Source organism: Frateuria terrea (assembly GCF_900115705.1).
GTDB lineage: Bacteria > Pseudomonadota > Gammaproteobacteria > Xanthomonadales > Rhodanobacteraceae > Frateuria_A > Frateuria_A terrea.
This window is the reverse complement of record NZ_FOXL01000007.1, coordinates 76,468-97,160: the sequence shown is the minus strand read 5'-3', so window position 1 is coordinate 97,160 and position 20,693 is coordinate 76,468. Positions and strand designations below refer to the sequence as shown.

The following is a 20,693-nucleotide window of genomic DNA, read 5'->3' as shown; positions in this document are numbered from 1 at the left end:
GCGGCCTCCATGTTCCCCATCATCGTGCTGTACATCGCATTGGTGCTGCTCCGGCCGCAGGAATATCCAGCGCTGGAAGACGCCCATCTGCCGCTGCTGCCGGTGACCCTGGTGCTGGCGCTGGGCAGCTGGCTGCTCTCCGGCAGCAAATCGTTCGCGGCGCCCCAGTACGCGCTGCTGGGTTCGTTCCTCGCCGTGATGATGCTGTCCGAAGCGGCCAACGGCTGGTTCGGCGGTGTGCTGGCGCAGTTGCTGGGCTTCGGGCCGGCGCTGGCTGCCTTCGTCATCCTGGCCAACGCCATCACGAGCACGCGGCAGGTGCTGCTGGTGATGGCCATCTTCGTGCTGTGCGCCACCGTGCTGGCCCTGCATGGGATCGAGCAGGCCAAGACCGGCATCGGCTGGACCGGCGTGCCGCTGATCCAGGACGGGCGCATCCAGTACGTGGGGATCTTCAACGATCCCAACGACCTCGGCATGCTGTTCGTGCTGAGCTTGCCGATGGCGGTGTACCTCAGCGGCCGCGGCGGCGCCTTCGGCCTGCGCAGGTTGTTCTGGCTCGGTGCCGGAGCGATGCTGCTCTACGGGATCTACCTGACCGACTCGCGCGGCGCGCTGCTGGCGGTGGCAGCGGTGCTGGGCCTTTGGATGTGGCGCAGGCATGGCATCGTGGCCGCCGCCTTGCTGGGCGGCATCGGCCTGGCCGGATTGCTGCTGCTGCCTTCGCGGCTGAACGACCTCAGCCCCGACGAGGAATCCGCGAGCGGCCGGGTGGATGCCTGGTACGAGGGGTTCCAGATGTTCTTCTCGCACCCGGTGTTTGGCGTCGGCGCCGACAACTTCACCGACTACAACCACCTCACCGCGCACAACTCGCTGGTGCTGGTGCTGGCCGAGACCGGGTTCGTCGGCTTCACCCTGTGGCTGGGCTTCGTCGGCTACTGCTTCCTGATGATGCTGACCGTGCTGCGGCACCAGCCTGAGCTACCCGACGCCAGCGCGACCGCAACCTGGAATACCGAGCGGGCGATCGCCATGACGCTGCTGCTCTCGCTCAGCGGCTGGCTGGCGACGGCGTTCTTCCTGAGCCGCAGCTACACCGTGGTGCTCTATCTGCTCACCGCGCTGGTGGTGGCGGCCTATGCCAATACGCGGCGGCAGTTCTCCTCGCTGCCGGGTTTCGATCTCGGGCGCGACTGGGTGCGCCTGGCAGGCATCGCGGCGATGACCGTGGTCGGGCTGTATGTCGTGGTCCGCGTACTGCTGGCATTCCAATGAACGCTTCCCCGAGCGCCCTGCGCAACACGTTGTTCTCCTCGGCGGGCATCTACACCGAGTACGTGCTCGGCATGCTCACCTCGATCATGATCGCCCGGCACCTGGGCCCGGACAGCTTCGGTCTCTACAGCCTGGTGATCTGGCTGGTCTCGGTGGGCATGACGATGACCAATGCCGGGTCTTCCAGCGCCGCGATCAAGTTCGTGGCGGAGCTTCGGGGCGGCGGGCAGGAGACGTTGATCCGGCCTTTGCTCGCCTACCTGCGGCGCACCCAGCGCACCTGCCTGCTGCTGGTGCTGCTGGCGGCCGGCCTGTTGTCGGCATTGGCCGGCGGCAAGCTGGTGCCGGGTTTCAACCGGCTGCTGCTGTTCGGCCTGCTCGCGCTGACCATCAGCCTGCGCGCGCCCTACATGTTCAACATCTCGCTGGGCAAGGGACTGGAGAATTTCCGCGCCACTGCGACGGTGGCATTGATCGCGACGCCGCTCAACCTGGCCATGGTGGCTGTCGCCTGGTGGCTGGATGCCCCCATGGGCGTCTTCCTGGCGGTGTACGCCATCTCCAGCATGGTGTTCTACGGCGTTTCGCACTACCAGACGGCGCGGCTCGTGCCGGCTTCATCGGTGACGTGCCTGCCGCCGGAACTGAAGCAGCGGATCGTGCGCCACATGCGCTACGTCGCCGTCACCGTGACTGTCAGCTTCGTGGCGGCGAGCGACGTCGAGGTGCTGTTCCTCAACCTGTTCGCCTCGCCCGCGGCCGCCGGCCAGTTCAAGGTGGCGTTCCAGCTGGCCACCGGGGCGGCGCTGCTGCTGCCGGGCGTGGTCGGCGCGCTGATGCTGCCGATGATGGCCAGTGCGCTCAGCCGGGGAATGTCACTGGCCGGGCGGCGTTTTGTCGGCGCCACCACCTACCTGACGCTGCTGGCCGCGCCGCTGGTTGCCTTCGGCTTCGTGTTCGCCCCGGCGGTGATCGGGCTGCTCTATGGCGCCTCGTACGCGGCGGCGGCGCCGGTGTTCGCCATCTGCCTGTTCGGCGGATCGCTTGGCACCGTCTCGCAGGCGGCTTCGAGCCTGTTGATCAGCGCGGACCGGCAACGCAGCATCATGCTGCTGGTGATCGCCAATGCAGCGGTCAAGTTCCTGCTGGACGTGGTGCTGACCCTGCACTTCGGCCTCGCCGGCGCGGTCGCCGCCTGCACGATCGCCAATGTCCTGACCGCCGTCGCGGTGATCGCCCTGGCCATGCGCGTGAGCCGGCTGCAGCCGGACTGGCCACGACTGGCGCGCATCGTGGCCGCGGCCTCCCTGGCGGCCGCAGCGGCATGGCCGCTGCGGGGACTGTCGACGCCGTTGCCGACACTGGTGCTCGGCGGCGCGACGTTCGCGCTGGCCTACGTGCTGCTGACCTTCGCGCTGGGCTGCTGGAGCCGCGGCGACATCGAGCACATGCAGCGGCTGCACCAACGGGTTCCGGCGTTTCCCGCGCTGGTCGCACTGCTCGCGTGGGCCGGCAAGCGAGCCGGCAAGGATGCCTGAGATGGACGTCCATTCCACATTGCGTTCCGAGGCTGCCGTGAACATCACCCACTTTGTCGAATCGCTCGATCGCGGCGGCCTCGAGCGCGTGGTGATCGACCTGGTGCGGGCGCAGCGGGATGCCGGCTACCGCTGCCAGGTGGTCTGCCTGTTCGAGGCCGGTGCGCTGGCGCCCGAACTGGTGGAGCTGGGCATCCCGGTATTGAGCTGCGGCAAGCGCCGCGGGCTGGATCTGCGCGCCATCCTCAGGGCGCGGCAGTGCCTGCGCCGGCATGGCACGCAGATCCTGCATACGCACAACGCGATCTCTCACTACTACGCGGTGCTGGCCTCGCGCGGCCTGCCACTGCACCGGGTGGTCAACACGCGCCATGGCATGGGTGCGACCCGCGCCGCGGCGCAGCGCAGCTCGCGCGGGCGCTCGTGGCGCGACGACCGGCTGGAGTGGCTGTACGGCAAGTCGATGGCGTTCACCCATGCCATCGCCACCGTCTGCGAGACCGCCCGCAGGGAATTTCAGCAGCGCGCGGACCTGCCGGCGCAAAAGATCCTGGCGGTGCCCAACGGCATCCACGTCGACCGCTTCGCGCCGGCGTCGGCGGACGAACGGCAGCGCTTGCGGGAAACACTGGGCGTGCCGGAGGGCACCCGCCTGGCCGGCTTCGTCGGCCGCCTGACCTGGGCCAAGGACCACGCCACGCTGATCCGCGCCTTCGGCCTGGTACGGGAGCGCTGCCCCGATGCCGCGCTGGTGCTGATCGGCGACGGTCCGCTGCGAGGCGAGCTGGAAGCATTGGCCCGGGCCGAGGGCGTCGCCGAACGGGTATTCTTCCTGGGCGATCGCAACGACATCCACGCCCTGCTGCGCGGGCTCGACCTGTTCGTGATGTCCTCGGTCACCGAGGGCTACTCGGTCGCCTTGCTGGAAGCCTGCGCCTCGGCGCTGCCGATCGTGGCCACCAACGTCGGGGGCAACGCCGAAATCGTCCGCGACGGCGCCAACGGCACGCTGGTCGGTGCGGGCGATCCGGCGGCACTGGCCGCAGCCATGACCGGGCTTCTCGCCAACGATGCGCGCGCCCGGGCGATGGGCCGGGCCGGCCGCGACTGGGTGCTGCGGCACGGCTCGTTCCGCACGATGGCGCAGCGCTATTCCGAAATCTACGGGTATGACCCTGGCGAGAGCCAGGCGAACGCGCCCCACGCGCCGGCCTGTCCCGCCGGCATCCCGCGTACTGACGACCGGGTGACCTGATGAACCTACGGCCGGGAAAAATGCAGGTGCTCGGATGGTTGCCAGGGGCACTGATCTCCACCCGAGGCGCCCGCGCGGACAACGCGCTCTACCTCACCTTCGATGACGGCCCGGACGGGGCCTGCACGCCGGCCCTGCTGGATCTCCTGCGCGAGCACCAGGCCTGTGCCAGCTTTTTCCTGGTCGGGCGCAACGTCGAGCGCCACCCGGAGCTGGTGCGGCGGATGGTGGCCGAGGGTCACCGGCTCGGCAACCATTCCTACACGCATCCGTCGTTCGACCAGCTGCCGCTGGCCCGGCAGCTGGACGAAATCGACGCGACCGATCGGTTGCTGGCCGGCTTCGACGGCGTGCGGCGGCACCGCTTCCGGCCGCCGCGCGGCGTGTTTTCGCTGCCGCTGGCGCTGCACTTCGCCGCGCGCGGACGCAATCTGACCTACTGGTCCTACAACAGCATGGACTACCTGCGGCGCCCGCCCGCGGAACTGATCGAGCGGATGCGCGAGGCGCCGCCGCGGCCAGGCGAGGTGATCCTCATGCACGACGACGGCAACTGCGCGATCCGCATGCTGGAGACCTTGCTCGGGGAGTGGAAGGCCGCGGGCTTCAGGTTCTGCGCACTTCCCCAGGCGCGATCGGCGGGCAAGCGCCTGGCGCGCCAGGCCACCTCCTCCTCGGCGAACTGAGCCCGCGCCGTGTCCTCGCCATCCCAGCCAAGGAGTTGTCGATGACCAGCCACGCCGTGGTGCTCGTGCTGTCGTTCGCCGTGGCCGCCGTGCTCGCGCTGGTGGCGGGCTATGCGCTGCTGCGCACGCGCAACATGCATATCTGGCTCGGCGATTACCTGCGCCGCCGGCGTCCGCCCGCCGTGGAAGGGCCGGTGCACGTGATGTTCTGCTTCGTCGACCATTTCGAGCCGATGTGGGGCAAGGTGGACTTGCCTACCCAGCGCCGCCGCGTGGATCGCTGGTGCCAGGACTACCGCACGCTCGCGGCCCGCCACCGCGACGCCGACGGGCGCCCGCCGCAGCACAGCTTCTTCTATCCCGAAGAGGAGTATGCGCAGGAGCACCTGGACAAGCTCGCAGCGCTTTGTGCGGACGGCTTCGGCGAGATCGAGATCCACCTGCACCATGACAACGACACCGAGGCGAACTTCCGCGCCACCCTCGGCCGCTTCTGCGAGACCTTGCACGAGCGCCACGGCGCGTTGTCGCGCGACCCGGCCAGCGGGCAGTTGCGCTTCGGCTTCATCCACGGCAACTGGTGCCTGGACAATGCGCGCGCAGACGGCCGCTGGTGCGGCCTGAACAACGAGCTGATCCTGCTGCGCGAACTGGGTTGCTATGCCGACTTCACGTTACCCTCCGCACCCAGCGATACGCAGACGCGCACGGTCAATGCGATCTACTACGCCACCGACGATCCAGGGCGACCCAGGTCGCACGACTACGGCGCGGCCGTGCGTGCGGGCGGCAGCGCTTCGGGCGATCTGATGATCGTGCAGGGGCCGCTCGGCCTGAACTGGCGCGAGCGCAAGTGGGGCGTGCTTCCGCGCATCGAGAATGCGGATGTCCGCCATTCCTGTCCGCCCACGCCGGCGCGCGTGGATGCCTGGGTACGCACCGGCATCCATGTCGAGGGACGCCCCGACTGGCTGTTCGTCAAGGTGCACACCCATGGCACACAGGAGCGCGACATGGACACGCTGCTTGGCTCCCCGATGGAGGCAATGCATGCGCACCTGGAGCGTGCCTACAACGACGGCCGCCGGTACGTGCTGCACTACGTGACTGCGCGCGAGGCCTACAACATCGTCAAGGCCGCCGAGGCGGGCCACGCGGGCGATCCGGGCCGGTTCCGCGACTTCCAGCTGCCGCCGCCGCCGCACTCGCGCTGGCGCGCAGGCGGTGTGGATGTCCCGGCAGCCCCCGCCGATGCAGGCGTGGCGTAGGAGGACCCGGCATGTCGCCATACCTGGTCAGCGTGGTGATGCCGGTCTACAACGCCGAGCCGTGGATGCGCCGATCGATCGACTCGGTACTGCGGCAGACGCATACGTCGCTGGAACTGATCGCCGTGGACGATGGCTCCAGCGACGGTTCGTGGGCCGTGCTGCAGGATTACGCCGGCGCCGATGACCGGGTCAGGCCGATCCGCCTGGAACGCAACGGTGGCGTCGCGGCCGCCCGCAATGCCGGCATCGCGGCGGCCACAGGCAGCCACGTCGCCTTCCTGGACAGCGATGACTGGTGGCATCCGCGCAAGCTGGAGTGGCAGCTCGCACAGATGATCGCCGCGGGCGTGCAGGTCAGCTACGGCCCGTACGACCGGGTGACGCCGCAGGGGCGGCTGCTCTCGCAGGTGCGGCCGCGCGAGGCGGTGGACTACCGCGACATGCTCAAGAGCAACCACATCGGCCACCTGACCGGCATGTACGAGCGCAGCCTCGGTGCCGCCGGGTTCCGGCGCGTGGGTCACGAGGACTACGTGTTCTGGCTCGAACTGGTGCGGCGCGCGGGCCGGGCCATCTGCATCAGCACGCAGGAGCCCCTGGCCTGGTACCTGGTGCGCGATGGCTCGGTTTCCTCCAACAAGATCCGCGCCGCCGCCTGGCAATGGCGGATCTACCGGCAGATCGAGCGCCTCGGCTGGCTGCCGTCGGCGGTCTACATGTTCCATTACACGTGGCATGCCGTGCGCAAGCGCAATTGATGCGGCGCGGGGCCACCGGCCAAGGGAGGGTGCACTGATGGCGGACTTTCGCTTTCGCGCGGTGGCCATGATCGTGGCGCTTTTCCTGGCGGCCATGCCGGTGGCGCGGGCGAAGGTGAAGCTCGACCTGTCGTACGTGGACAGGCATTCGGCCGAATACCGGCGCTTCCGGGACTTCGTCGATCGCGCCGTGGCGGGCGATCCGGGCTACGGCTTCTCCGCGACGGATGCGGCCTACATGTATCGGCTGACGGGCGAGCGACCCTACGGCGCGCTCGCGGTGAAGATGGTCGATGCGCAGGTACGCGACGCCGAAGCGGCAATCGCCGCTGGCCACGCGCCCCCTGTCGCCGAGGACTCCTACCTTGAAGTGGGCCCGATGCTGCGCGACCTGGCGCTGGCCTACGACTGGTGCGGCGACCTGGCGACGCCCGCCATGAAGGCCCGCTGGAAAGCCTACGCCGACCAGGCGGTGGCCAACGTGTGGCATCCCTACGCAGCCCACTGGGGTAGCCGCTGGATGCCCGGCAATGGCTGGGCCATCGACGATCCGGGCAACAACTATTTCTACAGCTTCCTGCAGGCGACCATGTACTGGGCCCTGGCCAGCGACAACGCCGCGCTGAAGGCCTATCTGCAGGACGACCGGCTGCCGCTGCTGACGGGGTATCTTGCCAGGCTGCCCAAGGGTGGCAGCCGCGAGGGCACCAGCTATGGCGCCTCGCTGCGCACGCTGTTCGGGCTCTACCGGCTCTGGCGCGACGCCACCGGCGTCGACCTGGCCAATGCCAACAGTCACCTGACCGACACCATCCATTACTGGGTGCACGCCACGGTACCGACCCTGGACCGCTTCGCGCCGATCGGCGATCAGCCGCGCGTGTCGGTGCCCGAGCTCTACGACTACGAGCGCCAACTCATGCTGGAGGCGCGCTCGCTGACCCGCGATCCCGCCGCCGCCAGCGTGGCCTCGTGGTGGTTGCACCACATCTCGATCAGCCGGATGACCAACGGCTTCAACGACCGGCACGACCTGCTGCCCGCGGGCGATGCGGGCACGGCACCGCGCGAGCTGGTCTATCACGCAACGGGAGTGGGGCAGTTGTTCGCCCGCACGGACTGGGGCACGGATGCGATGTGGCTCGACTTCACCGCCGGACCTTACGAGCAGAGCCATGCGCATCAGGCACAGGGCGCGTTCACGCTGTTCGCGGGCGACTGGCTCGCCGTCACCGAGAACATCTGGAGCCACAGCGGAATCCAGCAGGGCACCGAAACCAACAACGTGCTGCGCTTCGAACGCAAGGGCGAGCCGGTGCCGCAGGTTGCCCCGAGCACCTCCACGCTGACCCTGGTCGGTACGGGCGCGCGTGGCGAAGTCCACGCGGTCGCCGACCTCACGCCCGCCTACGGCGGCAACCCCGCGGTGCGCACATGGCGGCGCCGTATCGATTTCCTGGATCGGGTGCTCACGGTGGACGACAGCTTCGTGGTCGGTCCTGATACCCAGGCGGTGTTCCAGGTCAACGTACCGGCGCGGCCGACGATCGAGGGCAACACGGCGATCGCCGGCAAGTTGCGCATGACGGTGCTGGCGCCCGCCAACGCGAGCCTGACGGCAGTCGACTGGACCAAGGCGGACCGTGACTACACCAGTGGCTGGCGTATCGATGTGCGTGGCCCGGGGGGGCGGTTCGTCGTACGGCTGGAGCACAGGTAGCGCGCCGGTGGTGTACGGATCGTCAGGTCGCGGCTGCTGCCTGCCGTGCTTCCCGCGCCGGCGCCAGCTGGGGGAAGTGCGTGCACAGCCAGCTTTCGATGTCGTCGAGCAGCCGCCTGCGGTCGCCCACCAGGATGTAGGTGTGGTCGACCTCCCTGCGGAAGCTGACGGTGACGCCCGGGTGGTCGGCCAGCGCCCGCCCATAGCACTCGCCGAACTGTCGGCGGTGATTGAAGTACCAGCTCGATCCGCCGCTGTAGATGAAGTAGAGCTTGAGGCCGCGTTCGAGCATGATCGTGAGTTCGTCGCGCACGCGCGCCTGCGGTGGAAACTCCACCTGGAAGCCCGGTCCGGCGGCCGGCGCGGCGCGCAGCCGCCGCCCGACATGGCGCGCGAGATGGCGCGCCACGCGCGCCGGGTTCAGCAAACGCGGAAGGTAGTGCCGCAGCTTGAAACCGGTGCTGCGGTAGGCATAGCCGTCCAGGAACACCGCGCCAGCCACCGCCTCGCTGCTGTGGGCGACCAGATGGGCGTTCTGCGCACCCGAACACAGGCCGATCAGCACGAACCGGCTGCAGCCAGCCTGCTTGCGCAGCAAGGCCATGGCATCGGCCACGTCGCTGCGCACCTGCTGCTCGCGCGCGAGCGACTCGCCGCTGGCGCCGCTGTCGCCCAGCGTCGACAGATCGAAGCGCAAGGTGGGAAAGCCGCGGGCGTTCAGTTGCCGGGACAGCTCCACGTGCAGGCGGAACGGTCCGATGCGATGGACCAGGCCCGCGTTCAGCACGATCACGCCGGTGCTGCGCGCGTCCGCGGACGGCAGGCCGGTGATGCCGGTAAGGTGGTTGGCGCGGCCGAACCGGGCGGCCTGCTCATGCATGGATGACCTCCTGTACGCGGCGGCTCACGATCTCGATGAGTTCGTGCGACTGGATCGCCGTCTCCAGTCGCGCCAGCTCGTTCCACGGCGTGTGCTGCGACAGCGACGCCACCTCGGCGCCGGCCGCCGCAAAGCGATGGCGATCGGCAGCCGCACCGGCGACTACGGATTGCAGCAGCAGCGTGCGACGGTGCAACGGATCCAGGCACAGCTCCGCCAACTGCTGGCGCAGGCATATGCCGACGGCAAAACCCTGCCACTGGTCGGCCAGCGCCTTGACCGGCCGCGGCGCGACGAAGCGGTCGGCATCGAATCGAAGCGCGGCCTGCAACGCATCCAGAGCGGCGACGTGTGCCGCGCCATCGAGCACCGGATCCCACAGGATCAGCTCGTCCAGCCGCGCGTTGTCGGCGGCGGCGAGGGCAAGGCTGGCGCCGAGGCGCGCACCGAAACCGACGATCCGCTCGCAACCGCTGCGCAGGCGCAACTCTTCTGCTGCGGTGGCGACGTCTTCCAGGCAGCGGAGCCATTCGACCTCCTCACTGCCGCCGGCCGAATCGCCGGTGCCGTAGTAGTCGAAACGCAGCGCGGCCGTTCCCTGGCCGGCCAGGACATGCGCCAGTTGCCGGTAAAGCCGGTGGCAGCGGATCAGGTCCTGTCCCAGCGGCGGGCACAGCAGCACGGCGGTCTTCGCCCCGAATGCGCCGGGATGGTAAAGCCCGAACAGGCCTCCATGAGGCCCGAAGTGGCAGGGGATGTCCGGTTCAGGTCGCCTGGTCATCGGTTGTAGATGACGCCGAAGTAGATCTGGTTCTCGTGGTAGCTCTGGCCGGGCTGGTCGCTGTGCCGACGCTGCCGGAGCAGGGACGCCCGCCAGCCCCAGTGCGGGGTCCGCCGCCCCACCAGGTCCAGTCCGTAGTTGAGGGTGGTGTCGCGGCGCGCGAGCCGGTCGTAGTCGAGCCGCTCGCCTGCGGCGACGACCGACAGCGTGAGCGTGGGACGCAGCCGGTAGTCGAGGTCGATGGTGGCGCCGCGGGTGGTCTGGTCCTGGCTGGGATCATTGACGTAGCCCAGCTTGCGGTACAGCGGCGCAACGGAGACGTCGAAGCGTTCGCTCCTGAAGGCATAGGTCAGCCGTAGCCGGCGTTCCATGTAGACCTGCGAGTCGACGGTGGTGTTTCCCACATCGATGCCCGTGCCGGCGCCCTCGAGAATGCCGGTGGGTTGCAGGAGCATGAGATCCTGCGCCGCGTCGGAGTACTCGCGTGCCGCGGAGAGCGACAGCGTGGTGCGTTCGGTCGCGTGGTAGTCCAGCGCGAGGCGCGCCAGCGGGCTGGAGGCCGTGGGTGTGCCGGCGCGCCTGAAATCCAGCCGCGCCCAGCCCAGGGCGAGGTCGAGGTTCAGGTGCGAAAGCTTGCTGACGTAGCGGCCGAACAGCTCGTCGCGGTCGTAGTCGGGGGTGGCGGCGTCCTGGGCCAGATAGACCCGCTGGGCCTCGAAGTTCGCCGACAGCTGGTCCGTCGGGTTGATGTCCTCGATGATGCCCAGCGAGCCCTGGGTCCGATGGGAGTTGAAGCCCTTGGTCTTCTGCGCGTAGCTGTTGATGTAGCGCAGCTGCGCCTGGCCGCGCGTCGATTCGCCCATGCGGAAATGCAGCGTCGGGCCGAAGGTGAACACGTTGGTCTGTTGCTGGTTGTCCGGCGAGGTGCTGGCAAGGCGATCGATCGGCTGTACGCCGGCGTAATCCTGGACTGCCAGGTCCAGACGCGCCGGCAGGATGGTCCAGTTCGCCTGGCTGGCCAGCTGCAGCTGGGTCTGGTCGGTATAGCGGCTGCCGAGGTAATCGCGGTATGCGAGGTTGCCCACGATGTTCGCCTGCAGGTCCTGCCCTTGTTGCAGGTAGGCGAAGCTTGCGCCGGGGATCAGCACGTTCTGGCTGATGGGGTCGGTGGTGGTCAGCGCGATGTTGTCGCTGTGCTCGATGCCGCCGTAGAGCATGTAGTCGAGTTGGCCGGCGACCGCGGGGAAGCTGACGCCGCCGAGGGCCAGTGCGATGGCGCGCGCGAATGTGGTAGGTGACGACATGGGCTCTTCCTGGAGGTGGAGCGTCGCAAACCGTCTGCTGCAGGAACGTTGGTGCTTGGGAGCTTTGCTGGCTACCCGGCTGCGATGGCGCATGCCGGCGCCGGCAAGTCAGGGCGCGTGGTTGAACACCACCCCCGCGAGCTTGCCGGGGTCGAAGCCCGCCGTGGCCTGGCTGATCGCCTTGGGCGTGTCGCGGCCGTAGCCGGCGACGACCACCACGAAGTCGGCGAGGTCGGACAGGATTCGCGCGTCGGGCGATCCTTCGACCGCCGGCCCATCAAGGAAGATGTAGCGATCCGGATAGCGGTTGCGCAGCTCGTCAAGCGCCGTCCGCATCGGCGCCGAGGAGAAATATTCGGCGCCGTTCTCGCGGGCCTTGCCGGTCGGGATCAGCCGCATGCGGGGGACGCCGGTCTGGTAGATCATCGGCTCGATGCCGCGGTCCGGGGCATCGAGGAAGTCGATCAGGCCGCCGGATGCCGGATCCACGCCAAGCGCCTTGTGCTGTCCGGGGTAGCGCAGGTTGCAGTCGATCAGCAGGCTGGTCTTGGTCTCGTCGAAGGCAAACGCGGCCGCGAGGTTGCGCGCCACGAAACTGCTGCCCGAACCCGGGCTCACCGCCACCATCAGGGCAACAAAGTTCTGGCCGTCGGCCAGGCCCAGCAGGCGGGTCCTGACCTCGCGGAAGGCATCCGATTGCCGACGCACCGATTCGTCCCGGTGGATCAGGCGCCGACGCTCCAGTTGCGCCGGCGCCAGCACGTTGGCCTCGGCCATGCCGGCGATCGCGTGGCTGGATGAGTTCCGATGGGCCAGGCCGGTGGTGTGCGCCGTCGTCGCCGCGCGCTCGTCCAGGCCGGTCGCCGAATCCATGGTGTTCATGCGTGCCCCCGCAGCTTGAGCCAGAAGACCACCAGGTAGGCGGTGAAGACCGCAAGCACGATCAACGCCAGCAGCCCGTTCTGCATGACCTGGCGGCGCCGGTCCTGGAAGGTGGAGTAATAGGGCACCGTCGCCAGCGTGGTCACCCCGGTCAGGTGCTCCAGTTGTTCGGCCGAGCGGATCCTGGGGTCGTAGCGGGCAATGCCGAACAGAAGGCCGAAAGGCACCGCCAGGGCGAGGATCATGCCCGCCAGGCCGAAGTGCATGAAGCGCAATCCGGAAGGCACCAGTGGCATGGCTGCCGGATTCTGCACGACGAACGTCAGGCCACGCTGGCGCGCTTCGAGGTTCATCGAGACGCGCGCGTTTTCCCGTCGCTTGAGCAGGTCCTGGTAGACGTCGCGGTTGACGTCGTAATCGCGGGTTAGCTCGGAGGTGACGTTGGCCGATTCGGCGATGTGCTTGCTGCGCTCCAGTTCGGCACGGAGCATCGCTTCGGTCGCGCCCAGGCGCGCAGAGGTCGCCGCCAGGTCTCCGCGCAGTGCCGACAGGCGGCTCTTCAGTTGCTGATACAGGGGGTTGAACTGGGCATGGCTTTCCAGGGCGGTGGGCGTGCCCGCCGCCTGCCCGGCCTGCTTGCGCTGCTCGGCCTGCGCGAGTTGCTGCTGCACGTCTTCCATCTGGTGGCGGACGCGCACCACATCGGGGTATTCGGCGGTATAGCTAAGCAGCAGTTTGTCCAGCTGCGCCTGCAGTTCGGCCAGCTGGGCGCGGTATACGCCCTCGGTGGTCTGCACGGCGGTAACTTCGGATTCGCCTGACAGCTGCGCCACCAGCGAGGCCTCCTGCGAGCGTTTTTCCATCAGGTCCATGCGGGTGTTCTCGACCTGCGCGCGCAGGTCGTTGATGCGCGAGAGCGTGGCCTGGTCGCTGCCGGGGCGGGCGTCGGCGTTGGCCTCGCGGTAGGCCTTCAGTTTGTTTTCGGCGCCGGTGAGCTTGCGCCGGTAGGCCTCGACCTGGCTGTCGATGAATTCGAATGCTTCGCGGCTCTCGCGCTGCTTGGAGGCGAGGCTTTCGCTGATGAACATCTGGCCGAACTTGCGGGTCACCAGATAGGCACGCCGCGGATCGGAGTCGAAATAGCTGATGGTCAGCAGGTTGTCGCGCGAGAACTGCACGCTCGTCCGCGCCTTGATGTCCTCGATGATGCGTTCCTTCTGCACCGGCGTCGGATGCGTGGCGGCCCATCCGCCGACCTCCAGTACCTGCTCGATGACCTTGTTGCCGAGGATCACCGCGCGGGCGATGCCGGCACGATCGGCGTTGCCGGTGGGCGTGGCGGCGCCCTCCATCAACGGCGTGATGATGCTTTTTTCCTGCACCAGGATGGTGGTGGAGGCAACGTACTTCTTCGGCCAGAGCAATCCCGCCACCAGGGCAGCCAGCGCAATGGCCGCGAATATCCCGCCCAGTGCCAGGCGATGCCGCCCAGCCTCGCGGACCAGTATGGGGACCAGGACCTGCAGGGAGGTGGGTTGCTCGTTCATGGCAGTCCCTGTCGTGATGAACCCGGGTGTATGCCGCCTGTCAGAAGGCTCGCTGCGGCACGGTGACCACGTCGCCTGGCTGGACCGGATAGTTTGTCGCCAGCTCGCCCTTTTGCAGGATCTTGCCAAGCTGCACGGCATACGACTGGGTAGTGCCGTTGCCGCTGTGGCGGTACAGCTCGGTCTTGTCCGGTGCGGCGAATTCCGTGGTGCCCCCGGCAGCCAGGACCGCATCGAGGATGGTCATGCCCTGCCGGTAGGGCAGCGATACGGGGGTGCGTACCGCACCGGTGACCCGCACGCGGGAAAGGTATTCATGGCTGCGCAGCTCGGTGAGGATCACCGCCACCTGCGGGTCACGCACGTACGATTTGAGCTTCCCCTGGATGGTCGCGGCCACCGCTTCGGGCGTCTGGCCGCCGGCCTGGACGTCACCGATCAGCGGCACCGTGATCTTCCCATCCGGGCGGACCGGCACGGTGACGCTGAGATCGGGGTTTTGCCAGACCGAGATCTGCAATTGGTCGTCCACGCCGATGTGGTAGGCGTCCACGGCCATGAGGTCGGGGTTCAACATCGGCGCCGCGTGTGTGCCGCCCGAAGAGGCGCAGCCGGCCAGCACAGAGACAAACAACAACGCGACTAGTCGGCAGCAAGCATTCATGGCAGCGGCCTGGGCGATTGTTTTTGAGACTTTGACGTTAGCATAGGGTAAAGACAGGCGCTGCAACCAGTTCGTGAAAACGCCGTCACGGGTTTTAAGCGTCTTTTTTCACGGTAGTGGAGCATCGAAAGTCCCGTCCGGTGATCCGATAATGGCGGGCCGCTTTCGAGAACGCCGGACGGCGGCATTCGGGCTCAAGCGTCCGGGTAAAGCCGGTCGTTCTTTTCTTTCCGGTCGGGCACGAGCGCGGCGGCGATCGTGCGCCTATACTCCAGCCTGCTGGGGGCAACCTTTCGGTAAATCGGGGTAATGGAATGATCGTCGATTACCTTGAGGGTTCGGCGGCGGCCAGGCTCGATGCCGATATCTGCATCGTGGGCGCCGGCGCCGCAGGCATCGCGATCGCCCGCTCATTCATCGGCACGCCATTGCGGGTATGCCTGCTCGAAAGCGGCGGGTTGGCGGGTGAGCGCCGCAGCCAGGCGCTCTACGAGGGGCATTCGATAGGCGGCTTGCCCATCGATCCGGGTACGTCGCGAATGCGGGCGTTCGGGGGCAGTTGCAACCTGTGGGGTGGCGGCTGCATACCCCTCAGTGCGCTGGACCTGTGTCCCCGCGACTGGGTGATGTACAGCGGATGGCCCATCGCGGCAGCCGAACTGGAGCCTTATTACCAGCGCGCCCGCGCGATTTGCGGCATCGATGCGCATGCGCTCGATGGCAATGGCTTCAATTCATCGCCCGCAACTGCGCCGATACGTTTCGACGCCGACAAGATCACCAACCAGATTTTCATACGTGCGCCGGTGCTGTTCGGCCGCGATTATCTTGGCGAGCTGGAGCGTGCGCCCAATATCATCATGCTCCTGCACGCCAACCTGCTGGAGTTGGACATCGCGCCCGACGGCGAGACCGTGCAATGCGCCCGCATCGGCTCGCTCGGCGGACACCGTGGAGTGGTGTGCGCGCGCCATTACGTGCTCGCCTGCGGCGGGATCGAAAATGCCCGGCTGCTGCTGCTTTCCGACGCGGTGGTGCCCGGCGGGCCGGGAAACGCCTGCGGCCTGGTCGGGCGCTACTTCATGGACCATCCCAGCGGCAAGCTGGGTGCGATCATGGCCGGCGCACCCGATCGGTTGGTGCGTCCCTACGATCGGGAGCGTGTCCGGGGAACCGTGCCGTTGCCGGAAATCTGCTTGTCGGAGCAGTCGCAGAGAGCGTATCGGCTGCTCAATGGACGGGTCCATCCGTTTGCGGTGGAGGGCCCCGTGCCAAGAGGCCTGGGCGCCATGCGGGGGCTACGCAAGGTGATGCGCCCGGCGGCCGGCGACGAAGGAAGCCAGCTGGAGGCCGACCTGCTCGCGGCCACCCGCAACGAGGCACTGCCCGAGGCAGGGGCAGCCACCGGTTCGAGGGCCCGGCTCTTCCTGCAGTTGGGCATGGGCGTGGGCGACCTGGCTCGCGCGCTGGCGCGCAAATGGGCCGACAAGCCGGCGGTGCGCAGTAGTCACGTGGACCTGGTCGGCTATTTCGAACAGGCCCCCAACCCGGACAGCCGTGTCACGCTCGGTCATGACCGCGATGCGCTCGGCCAGCGCAAGGTGTGCGTCGACTGGCGACTCACCGAGCTGGATCGCCACACCTATCGCATCGCAGCCCACCTGTTCGGCGACGAACTGGCGCGCGCCTGCGGCGGACGGTTCCAGCCCGAACCGTGGGTCGACGCCGACGACAGCGCGCCGCCCCGCGTGCAGGGCACCGCGCACCACCTGGGGACCACGCGGATGGCTGATGATCCGCGCCAGGGCGTGGTCGACCGGCACTGCCGCGTGCATGGCATGGACAACCTGCACATTGCCGGCAGCTCGGTGTTCCCCACCGGCGGCTGGGCGTTTCCCACCTTCACCATCGTGGCGCTGAGCCTGCGGCTGGCCGACCGCCTGCAAACCCTTTGTGCGGGGCCCGCGATCACGGCGGCCCTGAGCATCTGAAAGGCTGCCCGGCGAGGCACAGGTGCGGTTACCGCAGGGGTTCGGCTGGCTCGATGCGTCTGCGGCGACCAGGCCGCGCCTGCCCCGTACAATGGCACCATGAGTGCGACCGTCGACCCTGCCGATTTCCGCCTGACCATCGCCCCGATGATGGACTGGACGGACCGGCATTGCCGTTATTTCCACCGCCTGCTGTCACCCCATGCGCGGCTGTACACCGAGATGGTGACCAGCGCCGCGCTGGTGCGCGGCGGCCAGCTGCGTCTGCTCGAGCATAGCCAGCAGGAGCATCCGGTGGCCCTGCAGCTGGGTGGCAGCGAACCGGCAGAGCTCGCACAGGCCGCGCGGCTGGGCGCCCAGGCCGGTTACGACGAGATCAATCTCAACGTGGGATGCCCCTCCGACCGCGTGCAGTCCGGGCGTTTCGGCGCCTGCCTGATGCGCGAGCCGGCATTGGTCGGCGAGTGCGTGCAGGCGATGCGCGCGGCGGTGGACCTGCCGGTGACGGTCAAGTGCCGTATCGGCGTGGACGACCAGGACGAGTACGCCGACTTGCAGCGTTTCACCGGCATGATGGTCGCCGCCGGCGTCGAGGTGCTGGTGGTGCACGCCCGCAAGGCCTGGCTGCAGGGCCTGAGTCCTAAGGAGAACCGCGAGATCCCACCGCTGGACTACCAGCGCGTGTATCGGCTCAAGCGCGAGTTCCCGCAGCTTGTCGTCGTGATCAATGGCGGCATCACCTCGGTGGATGCCGTGCAGGCGCACCTGGCGCAGGTCGACGGCGTGATGCTTGGGCGCGCGGCCTACCACGATCCCTATCTGCTGGCGCAGCTGGAAGCGGCGCTGTACGGCACGCCGATGCCTTCGCGCGAGGGCGTGCTGGCCCACTTGCGCCCCTATGTCGAGGCCGAACTCAAGCGCGGCACCGCGCTCAAGCACATCAGCCGGCACCTGCTGGGCCTGTACCAGGGCGAGCCCGGCGCGCGAGCGTTCCGGCGCGTGCTGAGCGAAGGCGCGCACCTGGCCGGTGCGGGCTGGAGCCTGCTCGAACGGGCCGCCAGCGGCCGTCGGGATGCGGCATGATCCGGCCGGCCATCGTTCAGGCCCGCTTGCCTAGGCTGGCACGTATTTGGCTTCCAGCTGCCGCCTTGCCGACCATGTTCCGACGACTGTTCCTTGCCTGCCTGCCGGCCATGTTGCTGCCCGCCTTCGCGCATGCCGCGCCGCAGGACAAGGCGCCGATGACGCTGGAAGAGGCGGTGGCCAAGGTGCAGCAGGACACCGGCGGTAAGATATTGTCCGCTGACCCGCGCAAGTTCGGCCGGCGAACGGAGTACCGCATCAAGGTGCTCACCCCGGAAGGACACGTGCGGACCGTTTCGATTTCGTCCGATGCCCCGCGCACGGGCGCAGGCAAACACCCGGCCGGCAACGGCGCAGGCAAGAAGGAGAAACACTGATGCGCATCCTTTTGGTGGAGGACGAGGCGCCCTTGCGTGAAACCCTGGCCGCGCGCCTGAAGCGCGATGGCTTCGCGGTCGATGCCGCGCAGGACGGCGAGGAAGGCATCTATCTGGGCCGCGAGGTTCCGTTCGACCTGGCGATCATCGACCTCGGATTACCCAAGATGTCCGGCATGGACCTGGTCAAGGCCCTGCGCGAAGCGGGCCAGCGCTACCCGATCCTGATCCTCACTGCCCGCGGCTCCTGGCAGGACAAGGTCGAGGGCCTCAAGCACGGCGCCGACGACTACCTGGTCAAGCCGTTCCACGTCGAGGAACTGCTGGCGCGTATCAACGCGCTGGTGCGCCGCGCCAGCGGCTGGTCCAAGCCGGTGCTGGCGTGCGGGCCGATCAAGCTCGATACCACGGCGCAGACGGTGATGGTCGAGGGCAAGCCGGTCGACCTCACCAGCTACGAATACAAGGTGCTCGAGTACCTGATGCTGCACGCCGGCGAGCTGGTCTCCAAGGCCGACCTCACCGAGCACATCTACCAGCAGGATTTCGACCGCGACTCGAACGTGCTGGAGGTCTTCATCGGCCGCCTGCGCCGCAAGCTCGATCCGGACAGCACGCTCAAGCCGATCGAAACCGTGCGCGGCCGCGGCTACCGCTTCGCCATTCCCCGCAGCGACGGCGACGACGACTGAGTACCGGCCCATGGTCATGCGGCGGCCATTGAACACGCATGATTTGCGCGGCCGCAGGCCACGGGCGGGCGCCGGATGGTGAACGCGCCGCGCCCGTTCTCGCTGGCTGCGCGCGCGGCGATCGCCACCGGCCTGGTGCTGGCCGGCTTCCTCGGGCTGGTCGGCCTCACGCTGTCGCGCGCCAACCACGAGACCGCGCTGAACAACCTGCACGACCGTCTGCAGAACTACGTGATCGCCTACCTCGCCGGCACCGAGGTGTCCCGCTACGGCAAGGTGCTGCCGCCCGACGCGCCGCCGGATCCGAGTTTTTCGCAGCCCGGCTCCGGGTTGTACGCGGTGGTGCTGGGTGACCAGGGCTTCCGCTGGGAGTCGTCCTCGGCGATCGGTCGCGACTTCAACTTTCTCAAGACGCTGCAGCCGGGCGAGAACCGCTTCGCCGGTCCGGTCGAGACGCGCATGGGCCGGCTCTACTACTACGCCTTCGGCGTGGCCTGGGACGTGCCCGACAGGAAGCCGCTGCGGCTGACCTTCATGGTGGCGCAGACCGAGGGCCAGTTCGAAGGCGAGAACGCCGTCTACCAACGTACCCTCATCGGCATGCTGTCGATCCTGGGCGTGATGCTGATCGTGCTGCAGCTGTTGCTGCTGCGCTGGAGCCTGACGCCGTTGCGCAAGGTGGCCACCGACATGGCGCGGGTCGAGCGCGGCAAGAGCGACCACCTCGACAGCCAGTACCCGCTGGAGCTGACCGCGCTGACCGACCGCATCAATGCCTTCATCGATTCGGAGCGCGAGCAGCGCACGCGCACCCGCAACACCCTGGCCGATCTCGCGCACAGCCTGAAGACGCCGCTGGCGGTGATCCGCTCGAGGCTGGAATCGGCAGACAACGAACCGGGGCTGCGCGGCGACGTGCTCGACCAGGTGCGCCGCATGGACGAACTGGTCGCCTACCAGCTTGCCCGCGCGGCCACCTCCGGGCGCCAGACCTTCGCCAGCGCCGTGCCGGTCGCCGGCCACGCCGAGGACCTGGTGCGCAGCCTGGAGAAGGTCTACGCCGCCAAGAACGTCTTGTGCGAGTTCGAGATGGACGAGGGCGCCGCGTTCTACGGCGAGCAGGGCGATCTGCTGGAGCTGATGGGCAACCTGCTGGAGAACGGCTTCAAGTGGGCCGGCCACCGCGTACTGCTGGTGGTCAAGGCGCAGCCGCAGGCTGGTCGCCAGCGCCCCGGCCTGTGGCTGAGCGTGGAGGACGATGGTCCCGGCATCGCCGAGGACAAGATCGAGAAGGTGCTCCAGCGCGGCGTGCGCGGCGACGAGCGCGTGCAGGGACACGGCATCGGCCTGTCGATCGTGCAGGACATCGTCAAGGCGTACCGCGGGGAGCTGGTGGTCGATCGATCGGCGGAGCTGGGCGGTGCGCGCTTCAGCGTCAACCTGCCGGCAAGCTAGCGACCGAGGCTGTCTCCGCTGCTCTCGTCAAGAGGGTGGAACGCCGATCCGGTTACTGGATTGCCCCCGGCAGCAGCGACTGCCAGCCGAGGCTGCCGTGGTGGCTTGCACGCGGGTGTGGTGTCGCGATGCCACCGCCACCACCGCCGGTATCGGCATCGTCCGTGCCGTTGCCGGCGGGGCCGGGCAGGGTGCAGTCGTGGCTGGAACCGGGCGCGTCGCCGCTGGAACCGCCGCCATCGTGGCTGCCGCTGTCGATGGTGGCATGCGGCGCGGTGGGGTCCTGCGTGGTCACGCCCATGGCCGCAGCGGTGCCCACGCTGGCAAGCGCGAGCAGGCATCCGAGCAGGCAGCGTTTCAGTCCCATGGTGACCAACCCCTTGATCCACCAGCCAAGGGCCGGATCGTCGCAGAAACGTGAGGACGTTGCCAGTGTCCGCCACGGCGCGCGTGCGCGGGGCGTGACGCAGTGCCGTCCGGCTAGAATCCCACCGATGCGCGAGATCTTTCCGTTCCCCGCCCGAGCTGCCG

The 20,693-nt window shown here is 68.2% G+C and carries 19 protein-coding genes; 12 read left to right on the top strand and 7 right to left on the bottom strand.

Translation table 11 applies throughout. The features are described from left to right. The first annotated feature begins 9 nt into the window (after positions 1-9). The 7 genes from BMZ38_RS13500 to BMZ38_RS13470 are packed head-to-tail and all read left to right on the top strand — an operon-like array spanning position 10 to position 8,506. Positions 10-1,278, top strand: a complete 1,269-nt coding sequence (locus BMZ38_RS13500; RefSeq protein ID WP_091338656.1) for an O-antigen ligase family protein — start codon at positions 10-12, stop codon at positions 1,276-1,278. Beyond that, positions 1,275-2,816, top strand: coding sequence for an oligosaccharide flippase family protein (locus tag BMZ38_RS13495; protein ID WP_091338653.1), 1,542 nt, complete (start codon positions 1,275-1,277; stop codon positions 2,814-2,816). Before BMZ38_RS13500 ends, BMZ38_RS13495 begins: the two co-directional genes overlap by 4 nt. Before the next feature lies 1 nt (position 2,817). Continuing rightward, positions 2,818-4,071 carry a glycosyltransferase gene (locus tag BMZ38_RS13490; protein ID WP_245747244.1) on the top strand — a complete coding sequence of 418 codons (1,254 nt, stop codon included), beginning with the start codon at positions 2,818-2,820 and terminating at the stop codon, positions 4,069-4,071. After that, positions 4,071-4,757 carry a polysaccharide deacetylase family protein gene (locus tag BMZ38_RS13485; protein ID WP_091338651.1) on the top strand — a complete coding sequence of 229 codons (687 nt, stop codon included), beginning with the start codon at positions 4,071-4,073 and terminating at the stop codon, positions 4,755-4,757. Before BMZ38_RS13490 ends, BMZ38_RS13485 begins: the two co-directional genes overlap by 1 nt. Before the next feature lie 41 nt (positions 4,758-4,798). Further along, positions 4,799-6,025 carry a hypothetical protein gene (locus BMZ38_RS13480; protein WP_091338648.1) on the top strand — a complete coding sequence of 409 codons (1,227 nt, stop codon included), beginning with the start codon at positions 4,799-4,801 and terminating at the stop codon, positions 6,023-6,025. 11 nt (positions 6,026-6,036) lie between these two features. Continuing rightward, positions 6,037-6,786, top strand: coding sequence for a glycosyltransferase family 2 protein (locus BMZ38_RS13475; protein WP_091338644.1), 750 nt, complete (start codon positions 6,037-6,039; stop codon positions 6,784-6,786). A 37-nt stretch (positions 6,787-6,823) separates the two neighbouring features. Further along, complete coding sequence (locus BMZ38_RS13470) at positions 6,824-8,506, top strand: hypothetical protein (RefSeq protein WP_091338640.1); 1,683 nt, start codon at positions 6,824-6,826, stop codon at positions 8,504-8,506. Between the two features lie 22 nt (positions 8,507-8,528). Here the strand turns inward: BMZ38_RS13470 and BMZ38_RS13465 are convergent, their stop codons facing one another. The 6 genes from BMZ38_RS13465 to BMZ38_RS13440 form a co-directional block, all read right to left on the bottom strand. Continuing rightward, a complete protein-coding gene (locus tag BMZ38_RS13465; protein ID WP_091338637.1) occupies positions 8,529-9,386 on the bottom strand; it encodes an alpha/beta hydrolase family protein in 858 nt (285 codons plus the stop codon). Further along, positions 9,379-10,068 carry a serine aminopeptidase domain-containing protein gene (locus tag BMZ38_RS13460; RefSeq protein ID WP_175483743.1) on the bottom strand — a complete coding sequence of 230 codons (690 nt, stop codon included), beginning with the start codon at positions 10,066-10,068 and terminating at the stop codon, positions 9,379-9,381. Before BMZ38_RS13460 ends, BMZ38_RS13465 begins: the two co-directional genes overlap by 8 nt. Positions 10,069-10,163: 95 nt before the next feature. Beyond that, positions 10,164-11,471 carry a surface lipoprotein assembly modifier gene (locus BMZ38_RS13455; protein WP_175483744.1) on the bottom strand — a complete coding sequence of 436 codons (1,308 nt, stop codon included), beginning with the start codon at positions 11,469-11,471 and terminating at the stop codon, positions 10,164-10,166. Positions 11,472-11,579: 108 nt separating this feature from the next. Further along, positions 11,580-12,353, bottom strand: a complete 774-nt coding sequence (locus BMZ38_RS13450) for a P-loop NTPase family protein (protein ID WP_245747245.1) — start codon at positions 12,351-12,353, stop codon at positions 11,580-11,582. Then, positions 12,350-13,900, bottom strand: coding sequence for an XrtA system polysaccharide chain length determinant (locus tag BMZ38_RS13445; protein ID WP_091338628.1), 1,551 nt, complete (start codon positions 13,898-13,900; stop codon positions 12,350-12,352). The genes BMZ38_RS13450 and BMZ38_RS13445 overlap by 4 nt, the downstream gene beginning before the upstream one ends. A 40-nt stretch (positions 13,901-13,940) precedes the next feature. Then, positions 13,941-14,477 (bottom strand): XrtA/PEP-CTERM system exopolysaccharide export protein, encoded by a 537-nt coding sequence (locus BMZ38_RS13440; RefSeq protein ID WP_091338625.1) that lies wholly within the window; start codon positions 14,475-14,477, stop codon positions 13,941-13,943. Positions 14,478-14,878: 401 nt separating this feature from the next. Here BMZ38_RS13440 and BMZ38_RS13435 point away from each other — a divergent pair, with 401 nt between their 5' ends. The 5 genes from BMZ38_RS13435 (at position 14,879) to BMZ38_RS13415 (ending at position 20,162) form a co-directional block, all read left to right on the top strand. After that, on the top strand, positions 14,879-16,555 hold the full coding sequence (locus tag BMZ38_RS13435) for a GMC oxidoreductase (protein ID WP_091338624.1): 1,677 nt from the start codon (positions 14,879-14,881) through the stop codon (positions 16,553-16,555). Between the two features lie 99 nt (positions 16,556-16,654). Then, positions 16,655-17,638 (top strand): tRNA dihydrouridine(20/20a) synthase DusA, encoded by a 984-nt coding sequence (gene dusA / locus BMZ38_RS13430; RefSeq protein ID WP_091338622.1) that lies wholly within the window; start codon positions 16,655-16,657, stop codon positions 17,636-17,638. After that, positions 17,635-18,015 (top strand): PepSY domain-containing protein, encoded by a 381-nt coding sequence (locus tag BMZ38_RS13425; protein WP_139202432.1) that lies wholly within the window; start codon positions 17,635-17,637, stop codon positions 18,013-18,015. Before dusA ends, BMZ38_RS13425 begins: the two co-directional genes overlap by 4 nt. Then, complete coding sequence (locus BMZ38_RS13420) at positions 18,015-18,707, top strand: response regulator transcription factor (RefSeq protein ID WP_091338616.1); 693 nt, start codon at positions 18,015-18,017, stop codon at positions 18,705-18,707. The genes BMZ38_RS13425 and BMZ38_RS13420 overlap by 1 nt, the downstream gene beginning before the upstream one ends. 78 nt (positions 18,708-18,785) lie before the next feature. Further along, on the top strand, positions 18,786-20,162 hold the full coding sequence (locus tag BMZ38_RS13415) for an ATP-binding protein (protein ID WP_245747246.1): 1,377 nt from the start codon (positions 18,786-18,788) through the stop codon (positions 20,160-20,162). Positions 20,163-20,214: 52 nt separating this feature from the next. On the opposite strand, the gene BMZ38_RS13410 is transcribed toward BMZ38_RS13415, so the two are convergent. Next, complete coding sequence (locus tag BMZ38_RS13410; RefSeq protein ID WP_091462083.1) at positions 20,215-20,529, bottom strand: hypothetical protein; 315 nt, start codon at positions 20,527-20,529, stop codon at positions 20,215-20,217. Positions 20,530-20,693 lie beyond the last annotated feature (164 nt).

Bases quoted from the DNA above. Each gene is read 5' to 3' on its own strand.
- BMZ38_RS13450 (WP_245747245.1), bottom strand. From the start codon at position 12,353: ATGAACACCATGGATTCGGCGACCGGCCTGGACGAGCGCGCGGCGACG.
- dusA (WP_091338622.1), top strand. From the start codon at position 16,655: ATGAGTGCGACCGTCGACCCTGCCGATTTCCGCCTGACCATCGCCCCG.
- BMZ38_RS13445 (WP_091338628.1), bottom strand. From the start codon at position 13,900: ATGAACGAGCAACCCACCTCCCTGCAGGTCCTGGTCCCCATACTGGTC.
- BMZ38_RS13470 (WP_091338640.1), top strand. From the start codon at position 6,824: ATGGCGGACTTTCGCTTTCGCGCGGTGGCCATGATCGTGGCGCTTTTC.
- BMZ38_RS13425 (WP_139202432.1), top strand. From the start codon at position 17,635: ATGATCCGGCCGGCCATCGTTCAGGCCCGCTTGCCTAGGCTGGCACGT.
- BMZ38_RS13465 (WP_091338637.1), bottom strand. From the start codon at position 9,386: ATGCATGAGCAGGCCGCCCGGTTCGGCCGCGCCAACCACCTTACCGGC.
- BMZ38_RS13475 (WP_091338644.1), top strand. From the start codon at position 6,037: ATGTCGCCATACCTGGTCAGCGTGGTGATGCCGGTCTACAACGCCGAG.
- BMZ38_RS13500 (WP_091338656.1), top strand. From the start codon at position 10: ATGTTCCCCATCATCGTGCTGTACATCGCATTGGTGCTGCTCCGGCCG.
- BMZ38_RS13455 (WP_175483744.1), bottom strand. From the start codon at position 11,471: ATGTCGTCACCTACCACATTCGCGCGCGCCATCGCACTGGCCCTCGGC.
- BMZ38_RS13435 (WP_091338624.1), top strand. From the start codon at position 14,879: ATGATCGTCGATTACCTTGAGGGTTCGGCGGCGGCCAGGCTCGATGCC.
- BMZ38_RS13440 (WP_091338625.1), bottom strand. From the start codon at position 14,477: ATGTTGAACCCCGACCTCATGGCCGTGGACGCCTACCACATCGGCGTG.
- BMZ38_RS13490 (WP_245747244.1), top strand. From the start codon at position 2,818: ATGGACGTCCATTCCACATTGCGTTCCGAGGCTGCCGTGAACATCACC.
- BMZ38_RS13495 (WP_091338653.1), top strand. From the start codon at position 1,275: ATGAACGCTTCCCCGAGCGCCCTGCGCAACACGTTGTTCTCCTCGGCG.
- BMZ38_RS13480 (WP_091338648.1), top strand. From the start codon at position 4,799: ATGACCAGCCACGCCGTGGTGCTCGTGCTGTCGTTCGCCGTGGCCGCC.
- BMZ38_RS13485 (WP_091338651.1), top strand. From the start codon at position 4,071: ATGAACCTACGGCCGGGAAAAATGCAGGTGCTCGGATGGTTGCCAGGG.
- BMZ38_RS13410 (WP_091462083.1), bottom strand. From the start codon at position 20,529: ATGGGACTGAAACGCTGCCTGCTCGGATGCCTGCTCGCGCTTGCCAGC.
- BMZ38_RS13420 (WP_091338616.1), top strand. From the start codon at position 18,015: ATGCGCATCCTTTTGGTGGAGGACGAGGCGCCCTTGCGTGAAACCCTG.